Here is a 24476-nt window from a genome sequence, read left to right as displayed (position 1 = left end):
AGGGTCTGGATAATGGGCAGGAGACCTGTCCGACCTGAGTTGTGCGGTGTCTGTTCGGGTTTCATCGCTGGCAAACCAGCTCCCACAGGGGGCTGCAGTGACCACAAATGTTGTGAGCAACCAAGAACACTGTGGGAGCTGGCTTGCCAGCGATGAGGCCGGTAAACCCACCATCAAACCTTCTGATTCATCCGCTGACGCAAATACTCGATCACCGCTCCCCGCTCCCCGGCGAACTCGATCCGCGCGCCCTTCTTCTCGCGCTGAAAGGCGTACATCGGATCGTAATACTCGACCAGCAAGCCTTCGATCCAACCGCGGTGCAAATCCACCGCGCCGCTGCGCCCCTGCTCAATCAGCGCTTGTTCCATCAGGACCAGCATCCGTTGATGGCGCTCGCCACCCAGGCGCTTCTGCACGTTGTTCAGGCTCTCAAGCAAACGCTCGGAAAACAGCGTAAAGCCCTGGTCGCCATGTACGGCGATGAACTCGGCACACAGATCCACCACGTAATCGCGCAGGATTCGCTCGACCCGCCCCGACAGACTGTCTTCGAGCCAGACCATGGGAAACTGTTGCATCCCCTGATACAGCGGCAATGGCAGCGCACAACTGCCGACCGCGCGGCTCTCGTCTTCGAGCACGAATTGCTCATGACCGCGAGCGCGCTTTTTCAACACATCCACTGCCAGGCGATTCTCAAAGTCGATATTCGACGGCTGGCCCGTGGCGCGTTTGCCGAAACTGGAACCGCGATGATTGGCATATCCCTCAAGGTCCAGGCCGTTGCTCAGTTGAGTCAGGACTTCGGTTTTGCCGGTGCCGGTCATGCCACCCAGCAATACGAAATCACACTGGGCAACGGCTTGATCGACAGTTTCCAGCAGGAAGGTACGCATGGCCTTGTAGCCGCCACCGACCCGCGGATAATCGATACCCGCCTCGTCCTTGAGCCATTGCTGAACGATCTGCGAACGCAGACCGCCACGAAAACAATAGAGAAGCCCATCGGGATGCGCCCGGGCGAACGCCGCCCAGGCCTGGATACGTTCGGCCTTGACGGCCCCGGACACCAGTTGATGGCCCAGTTCGATGGCGGCCTGCTGACCCTGTTGCTTGTAACAGGTGCCGATGCGCTGCCGCTCGTGATCGTTCATCAGTGGCAGGTTGACCACCCCGGGGAACGAGCCCTTGGCAAACTCCACCGGTGCCCGGGCGTCCATCATCGGCCGGTCGTTGAGGAATATGTCGCGGTAATCGGTGCAGTCGACAGACATCAAGACACCTCGACCGCGTAGCTCTGTCGCTCGACCAGTTCACCGATCGGCGCCAGATCCAGACCCAGCTCGGCCGCCACGGCGAGAAATCCGGCATTGCCTTCGGGAGTGACGGCGATCAGCAGGCCGCCGCTGGTCTGCGGATCGCACAGCACGCGCTTGTGCAACTCCTGCAGGCGTCCGAGCTTGCTGGCGTAGCTGTCGAAGTTACGTAAGGTCCCACCTGGCACACAGCCCTGTTCAAGGTAGTACTCGACACCTGGCAAGCGCGGTACCCGATCGTATTCGATGCGCGCGGTCAGGTGGCTGCCGTCGGCCATTTCCACCAGATGCCCAAGGAGGCCGAAACCGGTGACGTCGGTCATCGCGGTCACGCCGTCGAGTTTGCCGAAGCGGCTGCCGGGCTTGTTCAGCGTACACATCCAGTCACGGGCCAGGCCGACATCGGCGCTGCGCAACTTGCCCTTCTTTTCGGCAGTGGTGAGGATGCCGATGCCCAGGGGTTTGGTCAGGTACAGCAAGCATCCGGCGGTGGCGGTGTCGTTACGCTTCATGTGGCGTTTTTCCACCAGCCCGGTGACCGCCAGGCCGAAGATCGGCTCCGGCGCATCGATGGAGTGGCCGCCGGCCAGTGGAATGCCGGCCTCATCGCACACCGAACGCCCGCCGCGGATCACTTCGCGGGCAATTTCCGGTGCCAGCACGTTGACCGGCCAGCCGAGGATCGCGATGGCCATCAACGGATCGCCGCCCATGGCGTAGATATCGCTGATGGCATTGGTCGCGGCAATGCGACCGAAATCGAAGGGGTCATCGACGATCGGCATGAAAAAATCCGTGGTCGACACCACGCCGCGCTCTTCATCGATGGAGTAGACCGCCGCGTCATCGCGCGAGGCATTGCCGACCCAGAGTTTCGGGTCCAGGTTCTGCGCACCGCTGCCGGCCAGAATCACTTCCAGTACTTGTGGGGAAATCTTGCAACCGCAGCCAGCGCCGTGGCTGTACTGGGTCAGGCGAATCGGCTCGCTCATCAGGGGCACCTCGTTGGGTCAATGGCGCCGATTCTAGCAGAGCACGACAGGGGTGAAGCCGAGGTAAAAAAAACCGCCCTTACGGGCGGTCAAGCATTGCAGAAGCGAATCAGAAGCCGAGGCTGAAACTGATGGCCATCGCATGATCATCGCCATCGCCAGAGACCTGCCCCGAATAGCCGATGCCGAGTTTGCCGGTCGGGCTGATCTGGAAGTCCACCCCGGCTTCGAGCACGGCACTGTCCTTGGCAATGGGCACGCCTTGCACGGTGTACGAGGCCCCACCGTCGATGAAGGTCATGTCAGCGTCAGGCTTGGTGTCACCGAAGGCGTGACGCCAGCCAATGGCGCCACGCGGGGTGAACTGTCCGCCGTTGGCCAGGGTGATGCGTTTGCCGGCACGCAGGCCCAGGGTGGAGAACGTGATGTCCTGGTCGGCATCGGCGCTCAGGCGCCCCACCCCGCCTTTTTCCTTGGCCTTGTCGCTGTCGTAGTTGACGTAGGCGAGGCCGGCGAACGGCTCCAGCGCTATGCCGGCCGCCTCGACGGTGTAACCGACTTCACCGAACACCTGGGCGCTGCGCGCGTCGTAATCGGCTTCCAGTCGATCGTTGTAGGCACCGACGCTGACGTCGCGCTTGCTCTCGATGTCGTGCCAGCTGTAAGCCGCGCCAAGGCGCACGGCCAGTGCATCGAACTGCGAGTTCAGGTACGCCGCCAGGTGGTAGCTCTCCACTGTCGCGCTGGAATGTCGATCATGGGCATCGAGGTCACTGCGGGTGTAGCCGGCGGCCATCCCCGCGCGCCACTGGTCATCGAGCTGCTTGTCGGTGCCGAGCATGAACCCGCTGAGGTTGCGATCCAGCCTGGCGGTGTTGCTGTCGCCATCGGACTCACCCCACGCCCCCAGGGCACGGACCCAACCGACCATCTCGCCGTGGCAACCGCTGCTGCTCAACTGATTGTCGCTGGGCGCGAGGGCGTTGCGCGGGTCGTTTGCTGCGCTGCATGACGGCTGGCGCATACGGTCGTTGACCGCGTCGCGTACGTAGCGTGAGTCCTCGAGAATCGCGCTGGCGGTACTCGCGTGGATTTCCCCGGACAGATTGTCGAAGGCGCGACGCGCGTCAGCGACACTGAGGTTGAGGATTTCGTTCTGCAACGCCGCCCCCGCCGGGCCATTGTTCGACAACGCCGTGGCGGTGTTGAACTGGTTGCCGGTCGCGGCCACATCGGCAAACGAGTTGCCGTTGCGACTGACCGCCAGATTCACCGCGTTCGCGTCATACACCAGCGCCGTGTCGAGGAACGCATATTGCGGCAGATCGGTGGTACTGAAGGTTCCCGAGACGCCCCCGCCAGCGCTGATCAGTGAATACGTGGTGTTGCCGGTGAACGGTGCCAGGCTGGTCACTTGCAGGCCGCCACCGAGGACCGCGGTGCCGCCCACCACCAGCGGCGTGGCGGTCGGCGAGCTGAGCGTCAGCGCCAACACACCATCGGCAGCGTTGGTCAGGTTACCGGTAACGCTCAAAGTGCCATCAGCCCCGCCGGATGCAACAACACCATGGTTGTCCACCGCGCCAACGCTGCCGTTACCACTGAGGCCGGCGCCATTGGCCACGCTAATTTGTCCGCCGAGCGACGCGCGTGCTGCGAGACTACCGATTTGCAGCACGCCCTGATCCACCGAGACGGTACCGTTGAACGGCTGAGTACCGGCGAGCAACAAACGTCCGGCACCGCGCTTGGCCAGCCGACCGGTGCCACTGAGCACACCGTTGAATTGGCCGTTGGCATTCTGCTGAAACACCAATTGCGCATTGTTGAGGATGTTGCCTTGCAGGCTGGTGGTGTTGCCGATCAGCGTACCGCCACTGACGGTAGTACCACCGCTGTAGGTGTTGGCAGCGCTGAGCAACAGCGTACCGGAATCAAGCTTTTCGATGCCGCCAGTGCCAATTAGCGGTACGGCAATTTCGGTGGTCGCCCCCGCATTCACCCGCACCGGTGCAAGACTGCCATCCGCGCCGTTTACCGGCGTCAGTGCGCCGTCAGCAGCCGGCACCAGACTGTAACCGCTACCGAGGAACTGCAACCCGGTGAAGCTTTGGTTGCCTTGCACAGTGACGGTACCGCCCTGCCCGCCGAATACGGCGAACTGGCCGTTGGCGCCCAATGCCTGGGTACCGGTCGGATCGGTCCAATTGGTGCCCGGTCCCCAAACGCCGCTGCCGCCACCGATGCTGCCGTCCGGGTTGGTTTTGCCACCGTTCCAGAACTGCACTTCACCCGGCGTGCCTTGCACCAACAGGTTGATCTGATTGGCCATGGCTGTTTGCAGACTCAGGTTCGCCGCCGATACCGGCAGGCTGCCGTAGACCAGGCCGTTGTCGGTCAGGCTGCCGCCGTAGCTGAACAGTTGATAGACGCCCGTGCCGAAGCCGCCGGCATTGCTGATGTTCAACGTACCGTCGAGGGTCAGGTCCCCGGCGACATTGACCACTGTCGTCGAGCTGGCCGCCGAGCCAAGGCTGAAGTCCAGGTTCGTGCCCGAGGACAACGCCAACGAGCCTACCGACAACGGCGTCGCACTGCCGCCACCGAGCAGCGTCGCGCCACTGGCCAGTTGCAACGCCCCCCCGATCTGGCCGCTGCCGCCGACGGTCGCGCCGCTGGCAACATCGACGTTGGCACTGTTGAGCACGCCATTGACCAGCAGCCTGCCAGCCTGCACCGAAGTGTTGCCGGTGAAGGTGTTGCTGCCGGTCATGAGCAATTCACCGCTGCCGGTTTTGCTCAAGGTGCCCGTACCGGTTAGGTTGCCGGTGTAGCTGCCGGCGCTGTTCTGCTCAAAGGTCAGCGCGGCGTTGTTGACGATCGCCCCTTGCAGGCTGCTGGTGTCGCCACGTGTGCTGCCTGCGTTGAGGGTGGTACCGCCGCTGTAGCTGTTGGCGCCACTGAGCACGAGGTCGCCCGCGCCGTTTTTCACCAGGCTGCCGCTGCCGGTGATCGCACCGATCAGGCTGGTGTTCTGATTGCCGGCGAGGGTCAATTGCGCGCCGAGGTTGATGGCGTTGGCCAGTTGCAGTGCCGAAGTGCTGTCGAGGGTGCCGTTGCCGAGCACACTCAGCGCCCCGCTGCTGATGGCGCTGTTGTTGCCGAGGATCAGCGTGCCGCCGTTGAGCTGGGTGCCACCGCCGTAGGTGTTGCTGCCGTTGAGGGTCAGGCTCGAAGCGCCGGTCTTGATCAGGCTGCCGCTGCCGCTGATAACGCCGGCGAGTGTCAAGGCGTTGGAGCCAGTCACGTTCAATCCACCATTGAGCACTACGTCATTGCCGAGGGTGACGACGGTGTTGCTGTCCAGCGCCGTACCGTTGGCGGCGGTCAAGACGCCTGTGCCGAGGGCGGCGTTGTTGCCGACCACGATCTTGCCGCCATTGAGCGCGGTGCCGCCGGTGTAGCCGTTGGCGGCGTTGAGCACCAGGGTGCCGGTGTCGTACTTGCCGAGGGTGCCGGCGCCGTTGAGCGCTACGTCGATGGTTGCCGTAGCGTTCGGATCGACACGCACCGAAGCGTTGCCCAGGGAACCGTTGAGCAGATTCAGCGAGCCCGCCGTGCCGTTTTGCAGGCTGTAGCCATCGGTGACGAACTGCATGCCGGTGATGGTTTGCGCGCCGTTGACGGTCACGGTGCCGGCAGCGCCCTGGAACACCGCGAAGTTATTGGTCCAGCCCTGATTGGTGGTGCCGTTGACGTCGGTCCAATTGGTAGTGCCGGTGCCCCAGGCACCACTGCCGCCATCCACTGAACCGTTGGCCACCAGTTGATTGCCATCCCAGAACTGCACGGTGACACCCGGTGCGCTGACCAGCAGGTTGATCTGGTTGGCCAGCGCGGTTTGCAAGGTCAGATCGCCCGGAGTGACGCTGCCCGGCAGCGTGCCGATCAACAGGCCGTTGTCGGTCAAGCCTCCGGTGTAGTTGATCAGGCGATACACGCCACTGCCGAAGCCGCCGATGTCGCTGACATTGAGGGTGCCGTCCAGGGTCAGGTTGCCGCCGACATTGACCAGCGCGTTACCACCGCCGGACACCGGTGTGCCGAGGCCGACATCGAAGTTGGAGTTGCCATTGAATACCAGCGAACCCACCGACAGTGTGCTGCCGGTAACCCCGGCCAGGTGACCGCCATCGGCCACCGTCACTGCCCCGCCGAGCGTGCCGCTGCCGCCCAGGGTACCGCCGCTGTTGACCAGCACATTGTCGCTGGCCAGCGAACCGTTGACCTGCAAGGTGCCGGCATTGACGTTGGTATCACCGGTGAGGGTGTTGTTGCCGGTCAGTGTCAATGTGCCGATGCCCAGTTTGGTCAACCCGCCCCTGTCGATACCGTCCCTGAGGACGCCTGCGAAGGTGCTGCTCTGGTTGTTGCCTCCGATGCTCAGGGTGTCAAAGTCACCGATGCCAACCGTGCCGTCACCGGTCAGGCTGCCGATGCTGGTCGAATCACCGATGTTGAGCGTGGTGCCGACCGCAAGGTTGACGGCGGCGTTATCGCCCAGCGCAGTGCTGCCAAGCGTGTTCAGGCTCCCGGCCTGCACATCGATCAGACCGTTGAAGGTGTTGTTGCCGCTGAGCGTCAGGACCGCCAGACCGTTCTTGGTCAACGTACCACTGCCGGCGATCACGCCGCCCAGCGTCAGGCCAAGGTTACCGGCGATGCTCAAATTGGCGTTGACGTTGAGGTCGTTGGCCAGCACCAGCGGCGCATTGTTGTCGAGGTTCGAAGTGCCGGCCACGGTCAGCGCCCCGGAGCCCAGTGAAGCGCCGGTGCCAAGGCTCAGCGTTCCGGCATTCAACGTGGTGCCGCCGCTGTAGGTGTTGGTGCCGTTGAGGGTCAGGTTGGAGGCGCCGTTCTTGATCAGCCCACCGGCGCCGCTGATCACACCGGCGAGGGTCAGGTTGTTGCTGCCGGTGTTGCTCAGGTTGGCGTTGAGCACCACGTTGTTGCCCAGGTTGATCGCACCGTTGCTGTCCAGCGACGAGGCGCCGGCCACGGTGAGGTTGCCCAGGCCCAGCGCCGAATTGCTGCCTGCGATAAGGGTGCCAGCGTTGAGGGTGAGGCCGCCGAGGAAGTTGTTATTGCCGCCGAGGGTCAGGTTGGCCGCGCCGTTTTTGCTCAGACTGCCAGCGCCGTTGATCGTGCCGGCAAGGGTCAGGTCCGCCGTGCCGCCGACGCCGAGGTTGCCGGCCAGGTTCACCGCATTGTTCAGCGAAACCGCGGTGGCGGCATCCAACGTGGTGCCGCCCGCGGCGTTCAGGGTGCCGGAGCCCAGCGCCGAGTTGGATGCCAGAATCAGTCCGCCGGCGTTCAACGCTACCGGCCCGAGGAAGGCATTGTTGCCGGCGAGGGTCAGGTTGGACGGGCCGTTTTTGATCAAACCACCGGTGCCGCCAATCACGCCGTTGAGGGTCAGCGCATTGCTGCCGACCACAGTGAGGTTGCCGTTAAGGGTGGCGGCGTTGCCAAGGGTCACGGCCGTATTGCTGTCCAGTTGTGTGCCTGCATTGGCGATCAGCGTACCGCTGCCCAGTGCCGTATTGCTGCCGACGACTATCTTGCCGCCGTCCAGTTGCGTGCCGCCGCTGTAAGTGTTGGCGCCGTTGAGGACCAGGGTGCCGCTGTCGAGCTTGTTGAGAATGCCGCTGCCATCGATGTTGACGCCGAGGGTGGCGGTCACGCCCGGATCGACCCGTACCGCCGTGGTACCGCCAGTGCCGTTCACCGCAGTCAATTGCCCCGCCGCGCCGTTCACCAGGTTGTACCCGTCGGTGAGAAATTGCATGCCGGTGAACAGTTGCGTGCCGTTGACCGTCACCGTGCCGGCCGTGCCCTGGAACACCGCGAAGTCGCCGGCCCACGGCTGGTTGATCAATCCGTTGGCATCGGTCCAGTTAGTGCCGACGGCATTCCATGCGCCGCTGCCGCCATCGACGACGCCGTTGGCAATCGTCTGACTGCCGTCCCAGTAGCGGATGTTTGCATTAGGCGCCGACACTTCAATATTGATCTGATTGGCTACGCCGGTCTGCACCAGCAGATCGCCGAGGCCGTAGCCGACCGGTACGCTGGCCACATCAAGACCCAGGTTGGTCAGGGCACCGGTGTAGTTGAACAGGCGATACACGCCGACGCCGAAACCACCGGCATCGGTGACGTTGAGGTTACCGTCGAGCGTGAGGTTGCCGCCGACGTTCATCAGCGACGTGGTCGACGGTGTCCCCAGCGCCACGTCAACGTTGCTGCCGGCCGCGAGGGTCAGTGCACCGGCGGACAGTTGGTTGCCCGAAGACAGCGCCAGATGGCCGCCACTGTTGACGTTGACCGTACCGAGCGCCGAACCGCTACCGGTCAGGGTACCGCCGGTGTTGACGTTGAGCTGGGCACTGGCCAGCGAGCCGCTGAGATCGACAACCCCGCCATTGATCGCGGTGTTGCCGGTAATGCCGTTGATGCCGGTGAGGTTCAAGGTGCCGGTGCCGACCTTGATCAGGCCGCCGCTGCCGCTGAGATCACCATCGAAGGTGCTGGTGACGTTGCCGCTGCCGACGGTCAAGGTGTTGCTGCCGGTCAGTTGCACACTGCCGCTGCCGGTCAGCGCGCCGAGGCTGGCGTCGCTGCCCAGATTCAGCCCGGCGCCGGCGCTGATGTTCACGCCGGAAGTATTGCCCAGCGCATTGGTGTTGAGCGTGGTGACGCTGCCGGAAACGATATTCAGCGCACCGCTGAAGGTGTTGTTGCCGGCCAGGGTCAGGTCCGACAGGCCGTTTTTGGTCAGGCTGCCGGCGCCGTCGATGATGCCGTTGAGGCTCAGGTCGTTGTTGCCCGCAACAGTCAGTCCGGCGTTCAACGTGATCGCGTTGCCGATGCCGAACGATGCGCTGTTATCCAGCGTCGCGGCGCCGCCGACAATCAAGGCGCCACTGCCCAGGCCATTGGCATTGCCCAGGGTCAGCGTACCGGCGTTGAGGGCGGTGCCGCCGCTGAAAGTGTTGTTGCCGTTGAGGGTCAGGTTGGCCGCGCCGTTCTTGATCAATTGGCCGGTACCGCTGGTTACGCCACCGAGGGTCAGGTTTTGCGTTCCAGCCACGGTCAGCGCGGCATTCAGGGCCACCGCGTTGTTGAGGCTGACCAGCGGCGAGTTGCTGTCCAGTGTCGCGGCGCCAGCGGCGGTCAACGCGCCGGAACCCAATGCTGAACTGTTGCCGACGGTCAAGGTACCGGCATTGAGTGTGGTGCCACCGAGGTAATTGTTGGCCGCGTTGAGAATCAGATTCGCCGCACCGTCTTTCACCAGGCTGCCGGCGCCGCTGACCAGACCGGTCAGGGTCAAGTTAGCTGTGCCGCCGACGTTCAGGGCGCCCGCGAGCGCTACCGCATTGTTCAGGCTGACGGCGGTGTTGGTGTCCAGCGTGGTGCCTGCCGCCGCGTTCAAAGTGCCGGAGCCCAGCGCGGTGTTGCTGCCGACAATCAGCTTGCCGCTGTTCAGCGCGGTGTTGCCGAAATACGAGTTAGCGCCGTTGAGGATCAGGTCGGCGGCGCCGTTCTTGACCAATCCACCGATACCAGCCACCACACCACTGAGGGTCAGCGCGTTGCTGCCGCCCAGAGTCAGCGTGCCGCCGAGATTGACGTTGTTGGCCAAGGTCGCTGCGGTGTTGGCATCCAGCGTGGTGCCGTTCGACGCGTTCAACGCGCCGATGCCTAGCGCGGTGTTGGAGCCAACGATCAGTGAGCCGGCGTTCAACGACGTGGTGCCGGTGTAAGTGTTGGCGCCGTTGAGGGTCAGGCTCGACGCGCCCGATTTGATCAAGCCGTTGCCGCCACTGATCACGCCGTCGAGAGTCAGCGCATTGGCGCCGCCAGCGGTGAGGTTGGCGTTGAGGGTGATCGCATTGGCCAACGTCACTGCCGAACTGCTGTTGAGGCTCCCCGCCCCGGCCACGGTCAGGGCGCCGGTGCCCAATGCCGCGGCGTTGCCGACGGTCAGGCTGCCGGCGTTCAGCGTGGTACCGCCGCTGAAGGTGTTGGCACTGTTGAGGGTCAAGTTGGCCGCGCCATTCTTGAGCAACTGGCCGGCACCGTTGATCACACCGGAAAGGGTCAGGCCGCTGGTGCCGCCGATGGTCAGGGTACTGCTGTTGAGGTTGACGTTGTTGCTCAGATTGACGGCGCTGTTGCTGTCCAGCGTGGATACATCGATGACGTTCAGCGCACCACTGCCCAATGCCGCCGCGTTGCCCACGGTGAGGGTACCGGCGGCCAGCGTGGTACCGCCGAGATAGGTATTGGCGCCGTTGAGAATCAGGTTGGCGAAACCGCGCTTGGTCAACCCGCCACTGCCACTGATCACACCGCCGAGGGTCAGGTCAGCGCTGCCCCGGACTTCCAGGTCACCGCCCAGTGACACCGCATTGGTCAGCGCGACCGTGGTGCTGGCTTCGAGCCTTGTGCCTGCGGCGGCGGTCAAAGCGCCGGTACCCAGCGCAGTGTTGCTGCCGACGATCAAAGTCCCGGCATTGAGCGCGGTACCGCCGGAGAAGCTGTTGTTGCCGCTGAGGGTCAGGTCTGCCGTGCCATTCTTGATCAGGTTGCCGGCGCCACTGATTACCCCACCCAGACCCAGCGCCTGAGTGCCACCAATGGTCAGATCCGCCGCCAGCGCTACGGCGTTGGCCAGGGTCACTGCAGTGGTCGCATCCAGCGTCGTGCCGGCCGCCGCGTTCAACGCGCCTGTGCCGAGCGCGGTGTTGCTGCCGACGAACAGGCTACCGGCATTGAGCGCGGTATTGCCGGCGTTGGTGTTGTTGCCGGTCAGGGTCAGGCTGGCGCTGCCACTTTTGCTGATGCCGCCGGTGCCGGACAAAACGCCTGCCAGGGTCAGGGCATTGCTGCCGAGTACGTTCAGAGTGCCGGTCATCGCGATGTTGTTGGCCAGCGTGACGTTGGCGGTGCTGTCCAGACTGGTGCCGGCGGCGGTGTTCAGCGCGCCGCTGCCCAACGAATTGTCATTGGTCACCAGCAGGCTGCCGGCGCTGAGCGTGGTGGTGCCGGTGTAACCGCTGTTGGCACCGCTGAGGGTCAGGCTGCCAGTGCCGGTTTTGGTAATGCCGCTACCGCCGCTGATCAGACCGCCGAGGGTCAGTGCTCCCGTGCCGCCAGCCGTCAATGTGCCGCCGAGGCTGATGGCATTGCTCAGGTTGATCGTGCCGGGTGCGCTCAGGGTTGTCGCGCCGGTCACATTGAGGGTACCGGTACTGAACGCCTGATTTGTACTCACCTGCACCGTGCCGCCGTTGAGCGTGGTGTTGCCCAGATAAGTGTTGGCGGCGCTTAAGTTCAACTGGCCGGAGCCGATCTTGGTCAGGCCACCGCTGCCCGATATCACGCCGCTCAACGTCGTGGCGTTGGTACCTTGCAAGGTCATGCCACCAGCCCCCAGCGAAATCAGGTTGCTGATGTTCAAGCCGGCGTTGCTGGCTTGAATGATCCCGCCGTTGGAGGTCAGCACGCCGCTGCCAAACGTGGCGTTGTTGTTGAATTGAGCGACGCCGCCATTGAGCGTGGTCGCGCCGCTGACCAGCGGCCCCTGCAAAGTCCAGGTGCCGCTGTTGATGGTCAGGTTGTTGAAGTTGACGTAGGTCGCGCTGGACGCCGTGCCGACGCCGGTGGTGCCACCGCCGACACCCACGGGGTTTTGCAGGATCAGGCGGTTGGTGCCGCCGGCACCGCCATCGACGGTGCCGGTCGGGGCGAAAGTCAGGTTGATGCCAATCAGTCCGCCAAGCCCCACCGAAATCTGAACGCCGTCACCCACCTGCACCGAAGAACCGGTCACTGCCGTGAAGGTGTTGGTGCTGCTCGCCCCCATCGACACGCCGCCAGTGATGGCGCCGGCGTTGGTAAAGGTGTTGCCCGCCGCCGAAGTCTCGAACGCGATCCGGCCATTGATCACGCCGGTGCTGCTGTTGGTCATGTTGACCTGCGAGCCGCCGTAGACGCCGATCACCGGTGTATCCGCCAGTGTGATGCCGCCTATCGACAAAGCCGTCGAGGTAATGGTGCCGTTGTTGGTGATGCTGGTAGTGCCCGCAGCGGCGTTGTTCACGCCGATGGCCAGGCCGTCAATGCTGGTCAGGTTCAGCCCCAGCAGCATTCCCGTGCCTCGGATGATCCCGGAAGCATTGTTGAGCACGTTGACGGTACTGGTGGCACCACTGCCGATGAACGCACCGCCACTCAACACCGAAACCAGACCCAGCAGCGCCGGGTCGATCGTGCCGGAGTTGTTCAGGCTGATGTTCACCCCGGTCAGGTCCATGACATGGCCGCCGAGGGTTGCGTTCATCTGCGCCCCGGCGTTGACGTTGATCGTCAGGCCGTTGGTGGCACTGCTGAAGTTGTTGAGAAACAGCGGCAGGGATGGCACGCCGGTACAGGTCACCGTGGAGCCGGCTGTCGAGCAGGTGGCCAACGCGGGTGTGCTCACACCGCCGAACAGCCATCCGGCGACGCTTAGGTGCACAGCAAGGGAAAGTGGGGAAAAACGCGAAAAAACCAGGGCAACGCCAAACCTTGCTTCCACGGGAACTCCTTTCGTGGCGAAACCACTTCAATCCATGAAGGGCAGATAGCAATGACGGTAAACCGTTACGTGCTGTCAGAACTGCTACGACCCAAAACTGTTTCACTCCCGAAACACCTTAGATGACGCTCGCTGATGAGCTAGTTGTCAAATAGTGCTAGTACTTTGGTGCTATCGGTGGCGAATGTGTCGGTTTTGTTGGAGTTTCGCCTGATAATCCGGCAAAAAACCTGTTAATCGCAAGGCAGCAGTGGCGAGCAAACTCACTTGTACAGAACCGTAAATTTGTACGACAAGCCCAGTGCTCATTCAGGATGGGAGCTCTTCATGATCGTCACCGTCCGACAATCCGAATGAATTTTCCGAGTGGCCTGCGATCCCTCTAATACAACAGGGAGGATCCAGGGCTTTATGAATAACGCAAAACTTTTCGTCATCGAGTACACCCTTCATGGCGCCCCAAAATCGTTCATTATCCGTCTGGACAAGATGGATAACGCGGAAGCCTGGCATTGGGCGAGCTGCGACGCGGGAGTCGGGCGTATCCCGCGCTTCGGCCGCGAAAAAGTGCAAAAGACCAGCAAGCCGATGGCGGAGAAATTCGGGGTGGAGAACGTCAAATGGCGGCCGGCGAATTGAATCTCGGCGGGTACGGGGGAATAGGCATGACAGGTACAACCATCAGCCAACCGGCGCATCTGGACTACGGGCTGGATACGCTGTTCGGTCGCGTCACCAAAAGCGCTGAATGCCGGGTTGGCCTGGAACAGGTCGAACATGCGCCGGACCGCTTCGCCGTGCGCATCACGGCGCCCTTGCCCGAAGACCTGGAACAGGCAAAAACCGTGGTATTGAGAGTCGAGGGACGTCGCCTGACCGGCACCGTTCGCCACAGTGAACGGTTGGACGATAACAGCCTGAAACTGGAAGTGGAGCCCGATTAGGCTCCACATTCCTGCGCACGGCTAACGATTGTCAGTGAGCGCACTTGCAGCCTTGATGACTGCATTCCTCGCCGTGTTCGTGATGCTTGGCGCAGGCTTCACAGCAATAGTGCTTGCCGTGACGCACAATCGGATGCTCGCCGAGCTTGCAGTTGCATTTCGGACAGTCACAGGTACGGTCGTCGGTCATGGAGCTGACTCCTTTTGCAGTGGTCGTCAGGGCTGTAGAAACAGCCCATCCAACCAGTGTAGGAGTTGCTCGGAGACTCGCACGATGATTGGCCCGGCCGCCATCGCCGGCAAACAGCTACCACAGGGATAGAGTACATCTGCCAGAGGTTGGATGGCTGTCAGGCCGCCATCGCTGGCAAGCCAGCTCCCACAAAGAGCAAGAGCAAGATCCAGAGCCAGAGCCAGAGCCAGAGCCAGAGCAAAAGCAAAAGCAAAAGCAAAAGCAAAAGCAGAACGCCACACAACCGCCGTTGCTCCTCACCACTCAACAGGCCGAGCGTTAGCTCGCCTGCCGCTCTTGATCCACCCGCCCCCTCGGCAGGCTGAGTGGAGGCATTTATCCGGGGGTGGGCGCGCAGCGCCGTGCGGCGAAGCCGCACACATCGAGAGGAGGTCGTCGCGAAGCAGACCGGAGGCGATGCCCCCGGATGAATGCCGGAGCGAAGGTACCCCGAGCCTTAGCGAGGGGCCGTACGTCAGGGGCGAGCGTTTTTTTGCTTACTTTTTTTTGGCGCCTGAAAAAAAAGTGAGTCGCCGTAAGGGCGAAACCCTAAGCCGCCGTTACCGCAGCAACGGATATGTACACGTTCAACCCACCGCCTGGTCGGCCCAGAGGCCGCCAAGGTCAAGCAGCCCCGCGCCGCCCACTACTGCGATACATGAAAACCAACGCCAACCCCAACAGCACCATCGCCAAAACACGACTCCCCGACAACTCAATCGCCGGATTCCCCAACCAGCCAAAATTGTCGATCAACATCCCCATCGCCAATTGCCCGACAATCACCGCCACCGTCGCCACCGCCGTCCCCACCCGCGGCACCGCGCCCACCATGACCATCATGTAGACAACCCCAAACAGCGCCCCGCTGAGTTGCCATTTCGGCACCTCCAGCAAACTCACTGCATGAACCGGTTCAAAAAACACAATCAGCAACCCGGTCAGTACCGTGCCGACTACAAAGGTCAGCAAGCTGCTGCGCAATACGCCGACCGTTTCGCCCAGACGCCCATTGATCGCCGCCTGCACACTCAACACCGCACCGGCGGCCACCACCACCGCCAACAAAATAATCAGACTCATCATTACCCCCGGGCAATCAGAACGAGTGCCGCAACAATCAGCAGCAAGGCCAGCCAACGTTCACCGTTAACTTTTTTTCGCGTGGCGCCGAACCAGCCGAAATGGTCGATCAAGACGCTCTTGCCAACCTGCCCGGACAGGATCGCGATCATGGTCATCGCAATACCGATATGCGGGGTTGCCAGGGTCAACACCACCACATAGATCGGCCCGAGAAAGCCACCAACCAATTGCCAGCGCGGCAGTTCGCTCAGGGCCGGCCCCTTTTGCGGGCCACTGAGCAACAGCAGGAAAAACAGAATCGCCGAGCCCACCCCGAAAATGCTCAGGGTCGCCCACAAATGACCGACCTGGACACCCAAAGGGCCAAGCAGACCGGCCTCCACGGAAAGGCCCATACCGGCCAGTATCACCAGTGGCAGCAGTAATAAACGCAACCCGGAGTTGGCGACCGGCGCCTGTACTCCCCCCACATCATCAACAGAAGCATGCATAGAAAACACCTGTGTAAAGGAATGATGGCGTGCATTATCGATTGGCATAGCTGTGCGATAAATGGGAGCATTCGGACAACACTTTTGCGCGTCTCGCACAGCAGGATCTACCATGCAAGGATTCAACGAATTGGGTTTCAAGGCGCTTCGGCTGTTTGTCGCGGTGCTCGACCACGGCAGTTTTTCCGAAGTCGCCCGCCGCGAAGGCGTGGCGCCGTCTTCGATTTCCCGCCAGATCCAATTGATCGAACAGGCCCTCGGCCAGCAATTGCTCTACCGCCACACCCGCGCCGTCATGCCTACCGAAGCTGGCCGAGTGCTGGGCGATCACGCGCGGCGGGTGCTGGTGCAATTGGAGGAAGCCGAACAGGCGTTGCAGGAACAACAAGCCGAACCGAGCGGACTGGTGCGCATCAATGCGCCGGTGGTCTTCGGTCAGCGGCACCTGTCACCCTGGCTGGGTCAACTGTGCGCGCGTTATCCGAAGCTGCAACTGGATATCCAGCAAACCGACAGCTATGTCGCACCGTTGCAGGAAGGCGCAGACCTGCTGTTTCGCATCGGTTCGCTGCACGACTCGAGCATGCAGGCGCGGGTGCTGGCGCCGCAGCGCTTTCAGGTCGCGGCGAGCCCGGCTTACCTGGAACGCCACGGCAGGCCCGAGCATCCCGACGAACTGGCCAACCACCAGTGCCTGGCCTACAAAGGCGTGGCTGGCCTGCAACGCTGGTTTTTCCGCAAGGGTACACAGCCGTGGGTACCGTATTCGGTGAAAGGGTCAATTACCGGCAACCACGCCGACACCCTGACGCAAGCCGCTGAACAGGGTTTGGGCCTGGTGATGTTTCCGTCATGGTTGATTGGCGAGGCGGTGCGCAGCGGTACGCTGGTGCCGGTGCTGGGCAACTATCAGGTATCCAACAGCCTGGAGCCGCAGCAGATCGCGATACTCTGGCCCGGCAGCCGACGCCTGTCGGTGAAGGTCAGGACGGTGATCGACTACTTCGTCCAATGCTTTGGCGAAGTGCCGTATTGGGACAGGTCATGACCCCTCAGACGGAAAGGTTGCGCTTCTGTGGCGAGGGAGCTTGCTCCCGCTTGGCTGCGTAGCAGCCTTAAAAAAGCGGTGAGCGCTGCGCACTCAAGCGCGAGCAAGCTCGCTCGCCACAAAAAGCATCGCTGATCAGATCCGGAACTGCCCGACCAGACCGCCCAACCGCTGTCCCAGGTCGGCCAAACTGCGCGAAGTCTGCGCGCCGAGTTGGGTTTCATCGGCAACGTTGTCCACCGCCACCGCGATCTGGTGCACGCTGCGGTTGATCTCTTCCGCCACGGCGGTCTGCTCCTCGGCGGCGCTGGCGATCTGTGCGTTCATCGAATTGATGGTGGCGATCAACTGCGCCATCGTATCGAGCGAAGCACCCGCCTCATTGGCCTGCGCGGACGTGCCGTCACCGGCTTCGCTGGAACGTCGCATGGCTTCTACCGCCGATTGGGTGCCGGCCTGCAAGCGGTCGATCATGCCCTGGATTTCCTGGGTGCTGATCTGCGTACGACTGGCCAGCGCCCGTACCTCGTCGGCCACCACCGCAAAACCGCGCCCGGCCTCGCCGGCACGGGCCGCTTCGATGGCGGCGTTGAGTGCCAGCAGGTTGGTCTGCTCGGCGATCGAACGAATCACCCCAAGCACGCTGACAATCGACGACACGTCTTTTTGCAGGCTGTCCAGGGACACGCCGCTGCTGCGAATGTCGTCCACCAACGCATGAATCTTGACGATGCTGCCGGCCACCACTCGCTTGGCAGCTTGTCCTTCTTCATCAGTCTGCTGGGCAGCAACCGCGGCGTTTTGCGCACTCTTGGCCACTTCCTGGGCAGCGGCGGACATTTCGTTGATCGCCGTGGCCACCTGGTCGGTCTCGTGACGCTGGCGCTCCATGGCCTGGTCGGAACGGTTGGCCTGTTCGGAAACCTGAGTCACCAGCCCGGTCAACTGTGAGGTCATCTCGGTGATCTGGCGCACCAGGCCATGGATCTTGTCGACGAAGCGGTTGAACGAACCCGCCAGTTGACCCAGCTCATCCTGGCTGGTGATGGTCAGGCGACGGGTCAGGTCCCCCTCACCCGCGGCGATGTCGTCGAGGTTGGCTTTCATCAGGTTCAATGGCCGCAGAATGGTGTTGGCCAGCAGCATGCCGGCTGCCGCGATCAGCAACAGCACCACCACGGCCACACCGACGATACTCAGCACCACGCCTTGCATACGCTCCTGAACCTTGGCCTCGACCACGGCGACTTGCGCCTCGATACCGTCGAGGTTGACCGACGTACCCACCGCCATGTCCCATTTCGGCAGGTATTCGGTGTAACCGAGCTTGGGCACCAGCACCTTATTGTTGCCCGGCAACGGCGAGCTGTATTGCAGATAGTGCGTCCCGTCCTGGGCGACTTTCACCAGATCACGATTGACGTAGACCCCGTTGGGGTCGCGGTTGTCCTTGAAGCTTTTGCCTACGCCTTCCGGATCTTTGGCCTTGAACAGGCGCACGGTGTTGGAGTCATAGCCGAAGAAGTAGCCGTCCTTGCCGTAGGTGATGTTCGACAGCAACTTGATCGCCTGCGCCCGCGCTGCGTCATCGCCTTGCGCGGCAGCGTCGTACAGCGGCTTGATCGTGGTCATTGCCACGGCAACGTAACTTTGCAGGGTGGCCTTGGCATCGCTGAGCAGGCGCTCGCGGGTGACCTCGACCTCTTGGCGGGCCTGGCCTTGCAGGATGAACAACGTGGTCAGGCTGATGACCAGCGCGAAGAGCAATACCGGGAGGACGGCGAGGGACAGGACTTTGGCCTTCAGGCTCATGCGCATGACGTTCACTCTTTTGATTTTGTTGGCGTGGTTAAAGGCTATAACGGCACGCCAAGGCAAAACTGTAGGAGCCGGGCTTGCCGGCGAAAGCAATGTCAAAGACGCCTTCGCCGGCAAACCTGGCTTCTACATGAGTGAAATCAGAGGACCATCGCGGCCACCCAGCCAAACGCCAGCAACGGCAGGTTGTAGTGCAGGAAGGTCGGGACCACGGTGTCCCAGATGTGATGGTGCTGGCCGTCGATGTTCAGGCCGGAAGTCGGGCCGAGGGTCGAGTCCGATGCCGGCGAACCGGCATCACCGAGGGCACCGGCCGTACCGACGATGCACACGATGGCGATCGGACTGAAGCCAAGTTGCACGCACAACGGCACGAAAATCACCGCCAGGATCGGCACGGTGGAAAACGACGAACCGATGCCCATGGTCACCAGCAATCCCACCAGCAGCATCAGCAAGGCGCCGATGGCTTTGCTGTGGCCGATCCACGCTGCCGACGTTTCGACGAGTGTCTGCACTTGCCCGGTGGCCTTGATCACTTCGCCAAACCCGGAAGCGGCGATCATGATGAAGCCGATCATCGCCATCATCTTCATGCCTTCGGTGAACAGGTCATCGGTGTCGCGCCATTTGACGATGCCCGATACCGAGAAAATCAGGAATCCGGCCAGCGCACCGATGATCATCGAGTCCAGCAACAGCTGAATAATGAAGGCCGCCGCAATCGCCGCACCCGCGACCATCAGGCTCAACGGGTTGTATTGCACCGCAACCTGTTCGACTTGCTCGATCTTTTGCAGATCGTAGACACGCTTCTTGCGGTAACTGACGAACGCAATCAGCAAGCCCACCAGCATGCCCAGCGCCGGAATCCCCATGGCGTGGGTGACGTTGATGCCGCTGATGTCTACGCCGCTGCGGGCGACGTTGGCCAGCAGAATCTCATTGAGGAAGATGTTGCCGAAGCCCACGGGCAGAAACATGTACGGGGTGATGAGGCCGAAGGTAATGACACAGGCGATCAACCGGCGATCGAGTTGCAACTTGGTCAGCACGTATAAAAGCGGCGGCACCAGCAAGGGAATGAAGGCGATATGTATCGGCAAGATGTTCTGCGAGGCAATGGCCACGACCCAGAGCAACCCGATCAACAACCACTTGACCTGGCCACCGCCCGAGGCGTGCTGGCGATCGACCATCGCCAAGGCCTTGTCGGCCAGGGCATGGGCCATGCCGGACTTGGCAATGGCCACCGCGAAAGCACCGAGCAAGGCGTAGGACAACGCCACGGTCGCCCCGCCGCCGAGCCCGCTGTTGAAGGCTTTGAGCGTCGCCTCGATCCCCAGGCCACCGGTCAAGCCACCCACCAGCGCACCAACGATCAGCGCGATCACCACATGCACGCGGGACAGGCTGAGTATCAGCATGACGCCGACCGCGGCAATTACTGCATTCATTGTCACTACTCCAGACAAGCGAAAAGAGTCCAGCCGGGCGCCTGCATGAGCCACCAGCGGGTTAAAGAATGGGTCTTATTAGAAGGGCGCGCACTTTGCCGCAGACACGGCCCGGTGTCAAAGCCGCGCTCGAGGTCATTTATTCACCGGGGCGAGATAAAGAAAGCCAAATCACAGCCGTTACAGTGCAAAGTCTCAGATATTTATCGAATAAGGACGTCTCCATGTCGCTCAGACAACTTTCCATTCAATGGAAAATCACCCTGCTGGCCGGGCTGTGCCTGGCGGGCATCGTGACCCTGCTGGTAGGTCTTTCGCTGTACCGCATGGAGCACAGCTCCGAGTTGGTGAAAGCCTCGAGCATGGAAATGCTGACTGAAGCGGCGCAGGCACGGATCGAGTCCCAGGGTGTAAACCAGGCACTGGTCATTCGCCAGCAGTTCATGGACGCCTATCAATACGGGCATGGATTTTCCCGTCAGGTGCTGTTTTTGCGAGACCAGGCCGAGAAGCGTTTCCTCGATGCCTTCGACCTGCGCGAAGACCTGACACGACAGGTCAAATCAGCCCTGCAAGCCAACCCCGAACTGCTCGGCTTGTCCCTGGTGTTTGAGCCCAATGGCCTGGATGGCAAGGACGATCTGTTCAGCGGACAAGCCGAACTGGGCAGTAACGACAAGGGCCGTTTTGCCCTGTACTGGTCACAGCCGACGCCGGGCAAAGTAACGTCCATGGCGCTGCCGGAAAGCGACATGGCCGACACCAGCAGCGGCCCCAGCGGCGAACCGGCCAATGCCTGGTTCACCTGCCCGCGCACCCGCCTCAAGCCCTGCGTGATCGAACCCTACTTTTATGTGATCGACGGCCAGAAAGTGCTGATGACCAGCATCGTGTTCCCGCTGATGGTCAACGGCAAGGTCATCGCTTCGCTATCGGTGGATATCAACCTCAACAGCTTGCAAACGATCAGTCAGGGCGCCAGCAAAAAGCTCTACGACGGCCAGACCAGCGTCAGTATTGTCAGCCCGGCCGGCCTGCTCGCCGGTCACAGCCCGGACGCCGGCAAACTCAGCCAGCGCCTGGAAACCGTGGACCAGACCAGCGGTGCCGAACTGATGCGCATGCTCGCCGGCAGCAGCCAGACCGGCAGCCTGCACAGCCATCAGCAGCTCAAAGTCATATCGCCCTTCCAACCGATTCCCGATGGAAAATCCTGGGGTGTGTTGCTCGACGTCCCTGAAAAAGTGCTGATCGGTCCCGCCGAAGCCTTGAAAAAGCAGCTGGATGAAAGCAACACGGCCGGCACACTGACCGAGTTGGGGCTGGGTGTCCTCGCCGCATTGATCGGGCTGGTGCTGGTGTGGCTGATGGCCCGCAGTGTGACCAAACCGATCCTCGGCGTGGCGTACATGCTCGAAGACATCGCCAGCGGCGAAGGCGACCTGACCCGGCGCCTGGCCTACGACAAACAGGATGAGCTGGGGCAATTGGCGGGCTGGTTCAACCGCTTCCTCGACAAGCTGCAACCGATCATCGCCGAAGTGAAACGCTCGGTGCAGGATGCCCGCAACACCGCTGACCAATCGTCCGCCATCGCCACCCAGACCAGCGCCGGCATGGAACAGCAGTACCGTCAGGTGGATCAGGTCGCTACCGCGTCCCACGAAATGAGCGCCACTGCCCAGGATGTCGCCCGCAGCGCCGCCCAGGCCGCACAAGCGGCGCGGGATGCCGACCAGGCGACTCGCCAAGGCCTGACCGTGATCGACCGCACCACCACCAGCATCGACAACCTCGCCGCCGACATGAGCGCGGCGATGGTCCAGGTTGAAGGCCTGGCTGCCAATAGCGAAAAAATCGGTTCGGTACTCGAAGTGATCCGCGCCATTGCTGAACAGACCAACCTGCTGGCACTCAACGCCGCCATCGAAGCCGCCCGTGCCGGTGAAGCCGGACGTGGGTTTGCCGTGGTGGCCGATGAAGTGCGCAACCTGGCGCGGCGCACACAGGAGTCCGTCGAGGAAACCCGGGTGGTGATCGAGCAATTGCAAAGCGGCACCCAGGATGTGGTGGGCTCGATGGGCAACAGCCATCGCCAGGCCCAGGGCAGTGTCGAGCAGGTTGGACAGGCCGTTACGGCACTGCGGCAGATCGGCGATGCGGTGACCGTGATCAGCGACATGAACCTGCAAATCGCCAGTGCAGCCGAAGAGCAAAGCGCGGTTGCCGAGGAGATCAATAACAATGTCGCGACCATTCGCGATGTGACCGAATCGTTGTCGGGACAAGCCAACGAATCAGCACGGGTGAGCCAGTCGCTCAATTGCCTGGCCAATCATCAGCAGGGGTTGATGGATCAGTTCCGCGTCTAATTACCACTGATCCCCTGTAGGAGCCGGCTTGCTGGCGATGGCGGCGACACATTCAGTATCAATGTGTCCAGTACACCGCTATCGCGAGCAAGCTCGCTCCCACAGGTTTTCGTGTACATCCTTGCCATTCACTTTCCATCTTCAATGATGGCGAGTGGATATCTTCCGGAAGCCGATTATGCTTCATGAAACCTTGCAGCGATGCGAGGCCGTCAGTCTGTGTCCCAGGGCCCGGGTACGGCAACAAATGAGAGGTGCTCCGGCCTAAAACAAGAACAACGGAGAAAACTCATGGCGGCAATCGACAATACAACCACGGGCAGTGCGCCCAACCGCGGGATTACCAAGGAGGAACGTAAAGTCATCTTTGCCTCGTCCTTGGGCACCGTGTTCGAGTGGTACGACTTTTACCTGTATGGCTCCCTCGCCGCGATTATCGCCAAGCATTTCTTCGCCGGCGTCAACGAGACCACCTCCTTCATCTTCGCTTTGCTCGCGTTCGCCGCAGGTTTTGCCGTGCGGCCATTCGGCGCGATTGTGTTCGGCCGACTGGGTGACATGATCGGACGCAAACACACCTTCCTCATCACCATTGTGATCATGGGTGTTTCCACGGCGGTGGTGGGTTTCCTCCCGGGGTACGCGACCATCGGGGTGGCGGCGCCGATCATCCTCATCACCCTGCGCTTGCTGCAAGGTCTGGCCCTGGGCGGCGAGTACGGTGGTGCGGCGACTTACGTGGCCGAGCATGCGCCAAAAGGCAAACGCGGTTACTTCACCTCATGGATTCAGACCACCGCAACCCTCGGTCTGTTTCTGTCACTGCTGGTGATCCTGGCCTGTCGCACAGCACTGGGCACTGAAGCCTTCGAAGCCTGGGGCTGGCGGATCCCGTTCCTGTTGTCGATCCTGTTGTTGATCATCTCGGTGTACATCCGCCTGCAACTCAACGAGTCACCGGTGTTCCTGAAAATGAAGGCTGAGGGCAAATCCTCCAAGGCGCCGCTGACCGAATCTTTCGCCCGCTGGGACAACCTCAAGATCGTCATCATGGCCCTGCTCGGCGGCACTGCCGGGCAAGCCGTGGTCTGGTACACCGGGCAGTTCTACGCGCTGTTCTTCCTGTTGCAAACATTGAAAATCGAACCGCAGACCGCCAACCTGCTGATCGCCGGCTCGTTGCTGATCGGCACGCCGTTCTTCGTGATTTTCGGCAGCCTGTCCGATCGGATCGGCCGCAAAGGGATCATAATGGCCGGCTGCATCCTCGCGGCGCTGACGTATTTCCCGATTTTCAATGCGCTGACCCAGTACGGCAATCCCGATGTGTTCGTCGCCCAGGAGAAAAACCCGGTCACGGTGGTCGCCGATCCTGACCAGTGTTCGTTCCAGTTCGACCCGGTGGGCAAGGCCAAATTCACCAGTTCCTGTGACTTGGCCAAGACCGTGCTGGCCAGACGGGCGATCCCCTATAAAAACGAAAAAGCCGAGCCGGGCACTGTGGCGCAAGTGCGGATCGGTGAGAAGGTGATCCAGAGTTTCGAGGGCACCGGCATGCCGGCCGCCGACTTCAAGGCCAAGAACGATGCCTTCACCGCCTCGCTCGCTACTGCTCTCAAAGAGGCCGGCTACCCCGAAAAGGCTGACCCGGCCAAGACCAACTATCCGATGGTGTTGTTGCTCCTGACCATTCTCGTCATCTACGTGACCATGGTGTACGGCCCGATCGCCGCGTGGCTGGTTGAACTGTTCCCGGCACGTATCCGCTATACCTCGATGTCGCTGCCGTACCACATCGGCAACGGCTGGTTTGGCGGGTTCCTGCCGACGGTGGCCTTCGCTATGGTGGCAGCCACTGGGGATATCTATTACGGCCTGTGGTATCCGATCGTGATCGCAGTGATGACGGCGATTCTGGGGATTTTCTTCATGCCGGAAACCAAGGATCGGGAGATTCATCACACCTGAAACCGGCACAACACAACCCCTGTGGGAGCACGGCTTGCCGGCGATGGCGGACGGGAGATCGCCATCGCGAGCAAGCTTTGCTCCTACGGGGGATGTCGGTG

The 24476-nt window shown here is 61.9% G+C and carries 13 protein-coding genes; 5 read left to right on the top strand and 8 right to left on the bottom strand.

Annotated elements, in window-relative coordinates; translation table 11 throughout:
• Window positions 1–173 precede the first annotated feature (173 nt).
• The 3 genes from mnmH to D8U73_RS08540 all read right to left on the bottom strand — a co-directional run bounded on the left by mnmH (window position 174) and on the right by D8U73_RS08540 (window position 12959).
• Entirely contained in the window at window positions 174–1277 is a 1104-nt protein-coding gene (mnmH, locus tag D8U73_RS08550; RefSeq protein WP_130904218.1) for a tRNA 2-selenouridine(34) synthase MnmH, read from the bottom strand.
• Window positions 1277–2311: a selenide, water dikinase SelD gene (gene selD, locus D8U73_RS08545; RefSeq protein WP_056854806.1), complete on the bottom strand. Its 1035-nt coding sequence runs from the start codon at window positions 2309–2311 to the stop codon at window positions 1277–1279. Before selD ends, mnmH begins: the two co-directional genes overlap by 1 nt.
• 109 nt (window positions 2312–2420) lie before the next feature.
• Window positions 2421–12959, bottom strand: a complete 10539-nt coding sequence (locus tag D8U73_RS08540) for an autotransporter-associated beta strand repeat-containing protein (RefSeq protein WP_130904217.1) — start codon at window positions 12957–12959, stop codon at window positions 2421–2423.
• A 411-nt stretch (window positions 12960–13370) separates the two neighbouring features.
• On the opposite strand from D8U73_RS08540, the gene D8U73_RS08535 reads away from it, so the two are divergent.
• A complete protein-coding gene (locus D8U73_RS08535) occupies window positions 13371–13598 on the top strand; it encodes a DUF6555 family protein (protein WP_008152143.1) in 228 nt (75 codons plus the stop codon).
• Window positions 13599–13624: 26 nt separating this feature from the next.
• Window positions 13625–13903, top strand: a complete 279-nt coding sequence (locus D8U73_RS08530) for a hypothetical protein (protein ID WP_056854902.1) — start codon at window positions 13625–13627, stop codon at window positions 13901–13903.
• Between the two features lie 31 nt (window positions 13904–13934).
• On the opposite strand, the gene D8U73_RS08525 is transcribed toward D8U73_RS08530, so the two are convergent.
• The 3 genes from D8U73_RS08525 to D8U73_RS08515 form a co-directional block, all read right to left on the bottom strand.
• Window positions 13935–14093, bottom strand: a complete 159-nt coding sequence (locus D8U73_RS08525) for a metallothionein (RefSeq protein ID WP_056854808.1) — start codon at window positions 14091–14093, stop codon at window positions 13935–13937.
• A 666-nt stretch (window positions 14094–14759) separates the two neighbouring features.
• Complete coding sequence (locus tag D8U73_RS08520; RefSeq protein ID WP_177336587.1) at window positions 14760–15221, bottom strand: DMT family transporter; 462 nt, start codon at window positions 15219–15221, stop codon at window positions 14760–14762.
• Window positions 15221–15712 carry a DMT family transporter gene (locus D8U73_RS08515; protein ID WP_130904216.1) on the bottom strand — a complete coding sequence of 164 codons (492 nt, stop codon included), beginning with the start codon at window positions 15710–15712 and terminating at the stop codon, window positions 15221–15223. Before D8U73_RS08515 ends, D8U73_RS08520 begins: the two co-directional genes overlap by 1 nt.
• Before the next feature lie 112 nt (window positions 15713–15824).
• Here D8U73_RS08515 and D8U73_RS08510 point away from each other — a divergent pair, with 112 nt between their 5' ends.
• Window positions 15825–16760 (top strand): LysR family transcriptional regulator, encoded by a 936-nt coding sequence (locus D8U73_RS08510; RefSeq protein ID WP_130904215.1) that lies wholly within the window; start codon window positions 15825–15827, stop codon window positions 16758–16760.
• A gap of 135 nt (window positions 16761–16895) precedes the next feature.
• Here D8U73_RS08510 and D8U73_RS08505 read toward each other — a convergent pair whose 3' ends face one another.
• Window positions 16896–18578 carry a methyl-accepting chemotaxis protein gene (locus tag D8U73_RS08505; RefSeq protein ID WP_130904214.1) on the bottom strand — a complete coding sequence of 561 codons (1683 nt, stop codon included), beginning with the start codon at window positions 18576–18578 and terminating at the stop codon, window positions 16896–16898.
• Window positions 18579–18718: 140 nt separating this feature from the next.
• Window positions 18719–20035, bottom strand: a complete 1317-nt coding sequence (locus tag D8U73_RS08500) for a Na+/H+ antiporter NhaC family protein (protein WP_056854813.1) — start codon at window positions 20033–20035, stop codon at window positions 18719–18721.
• Window positions 20036–20259: 224 nt separating this feature from the next.
• Between D8U73_RS08500 and D8U73_RS08495 the strand changes: the two genes are divergently transcribed.
• Together D8U73_RS08495 and D8U73_RS08490 are read left to right on the top strand one after the other, a co-directional pair.
• Window positions 20260–22407, top strand: a complete 2148-nt coding sequence (locus tag D8U73_RS08495; RefSeq protein WP_130904213.1) for a methyl-accepting chemotaxis protein — start codon at window positions 20260–20262, stop codon at window positions 22405–22407.
• A 291-nt stretch (window positions 22408–22698) separates the two neighbouring features.
• The gene (locus D8U73_RS08490; RefSeq protein WP_056854815.1) at window positions 22699–24375 is read left to right on the top strand and encodes an MFS transporter; all 1677 of its coding nucleotides are present in this window, start codon (window positions 22699–22701) and stop codon (window positions 24373–24375) included.
• Window positions 24376–24476: the final 101 nt, after the last annotated feature.

It is taken from the genome of Pseudomonas sp. Sample_22, assembly GCF_004307635.1.
Lineage (GTDB): Bacteria > Pseudomonadota > Gammaproteobacteria > Pseudomonadales > Pseudomonadaceae > Aquipseudomonas.
This window is presented reverse-complemented; position numbering and strand designations above follow the sequence as displayed.

Bases quoted from the DNA above. Each gene is read 5' to 3' on its own strand.
- D8U73_RS08515 (WP_130904216.1), bottom strand. From the start codon at position 15,712: ATGCATGCTTCTGTTGATGATGTGGGGGGAGTACAGGCGCCGGTCGCC.
- selD (WP_056854806.1), bottom strand. From the start codon at position 2,311: ATGAGCGAGCCGATTCGCCTGACCCAGTACAGCCACGGCGCTGGCTGC.
- D8U73_RS08495 (WP_130904213.1), top strand. From the start codon at position 20,260: ATGTCGCTCAGACAACTTTCCATTCAATGGAAAATCACCCTGCTGGCC.
- D8U73_RS08535 (WP_008152143.1), top strand. From the start codon at position 13,371: ATGAATAACGCAAAACTTTTCGTCATCGAGTACACCCTTCATGGCGCC.
- D8U73_RS08525 (WP_056854808.1), bottom strand. From the start codon at position 14,093: ATGACCGACGACCGTACCTGTGACTGTCCGAAATGCAACTGCAAGCTC.
- D8U73_RS08490 (WP_056854815.1), top strand. From the start codon at position 22,699: ATGGCGGCAATCGACAATACAACCACGGGCAGTGCGCCCAACCGCGGG.
- mnmH (WP_130904218.1), bottom strand. From the start codon at position 1,277: ATGTCTGTCGACTGCACCGATTACCGCGACATATTCCTCAACGACCGG.
- D8U73_RS08500 (WP_056854813.1), bottom strand. From the start codon at position 20,035: ATGAATGCAGTAATTGCCGCGGTCGGCGTCATGCTGATACTCAGCCTG.
- D8U73_RS08510 (WP_130904215.1), top strand. From the start codon at position 15,825: ATGCAAGGATTCAACGAATTGGGTTTCAAGGCGCTTCGGCTGTTTGTC.
- D8U73_RS08520 (WP_177336587.1), bottom strand. From the start codon at position 15,221: ATGATGAGTCTGATTATTTTGTTGGCGGTGGTGGTGGCCGCCGGTGCG.
- D8U73_RS08505 (WP_130904214.1), bottom strand. From the start codon at position 18,578: ATGCGCATGAGCCTGAAGGCCAAAGTCCTGTCCCTCGCCGTCCTCCCG.
- D8U73_RS08530 (WP_056854902.1), top strand. From the start codon at position 13,625: ATGACAGGTACAACCATCAGCCAACCGGCGCATCTGGACTACGGGCTG.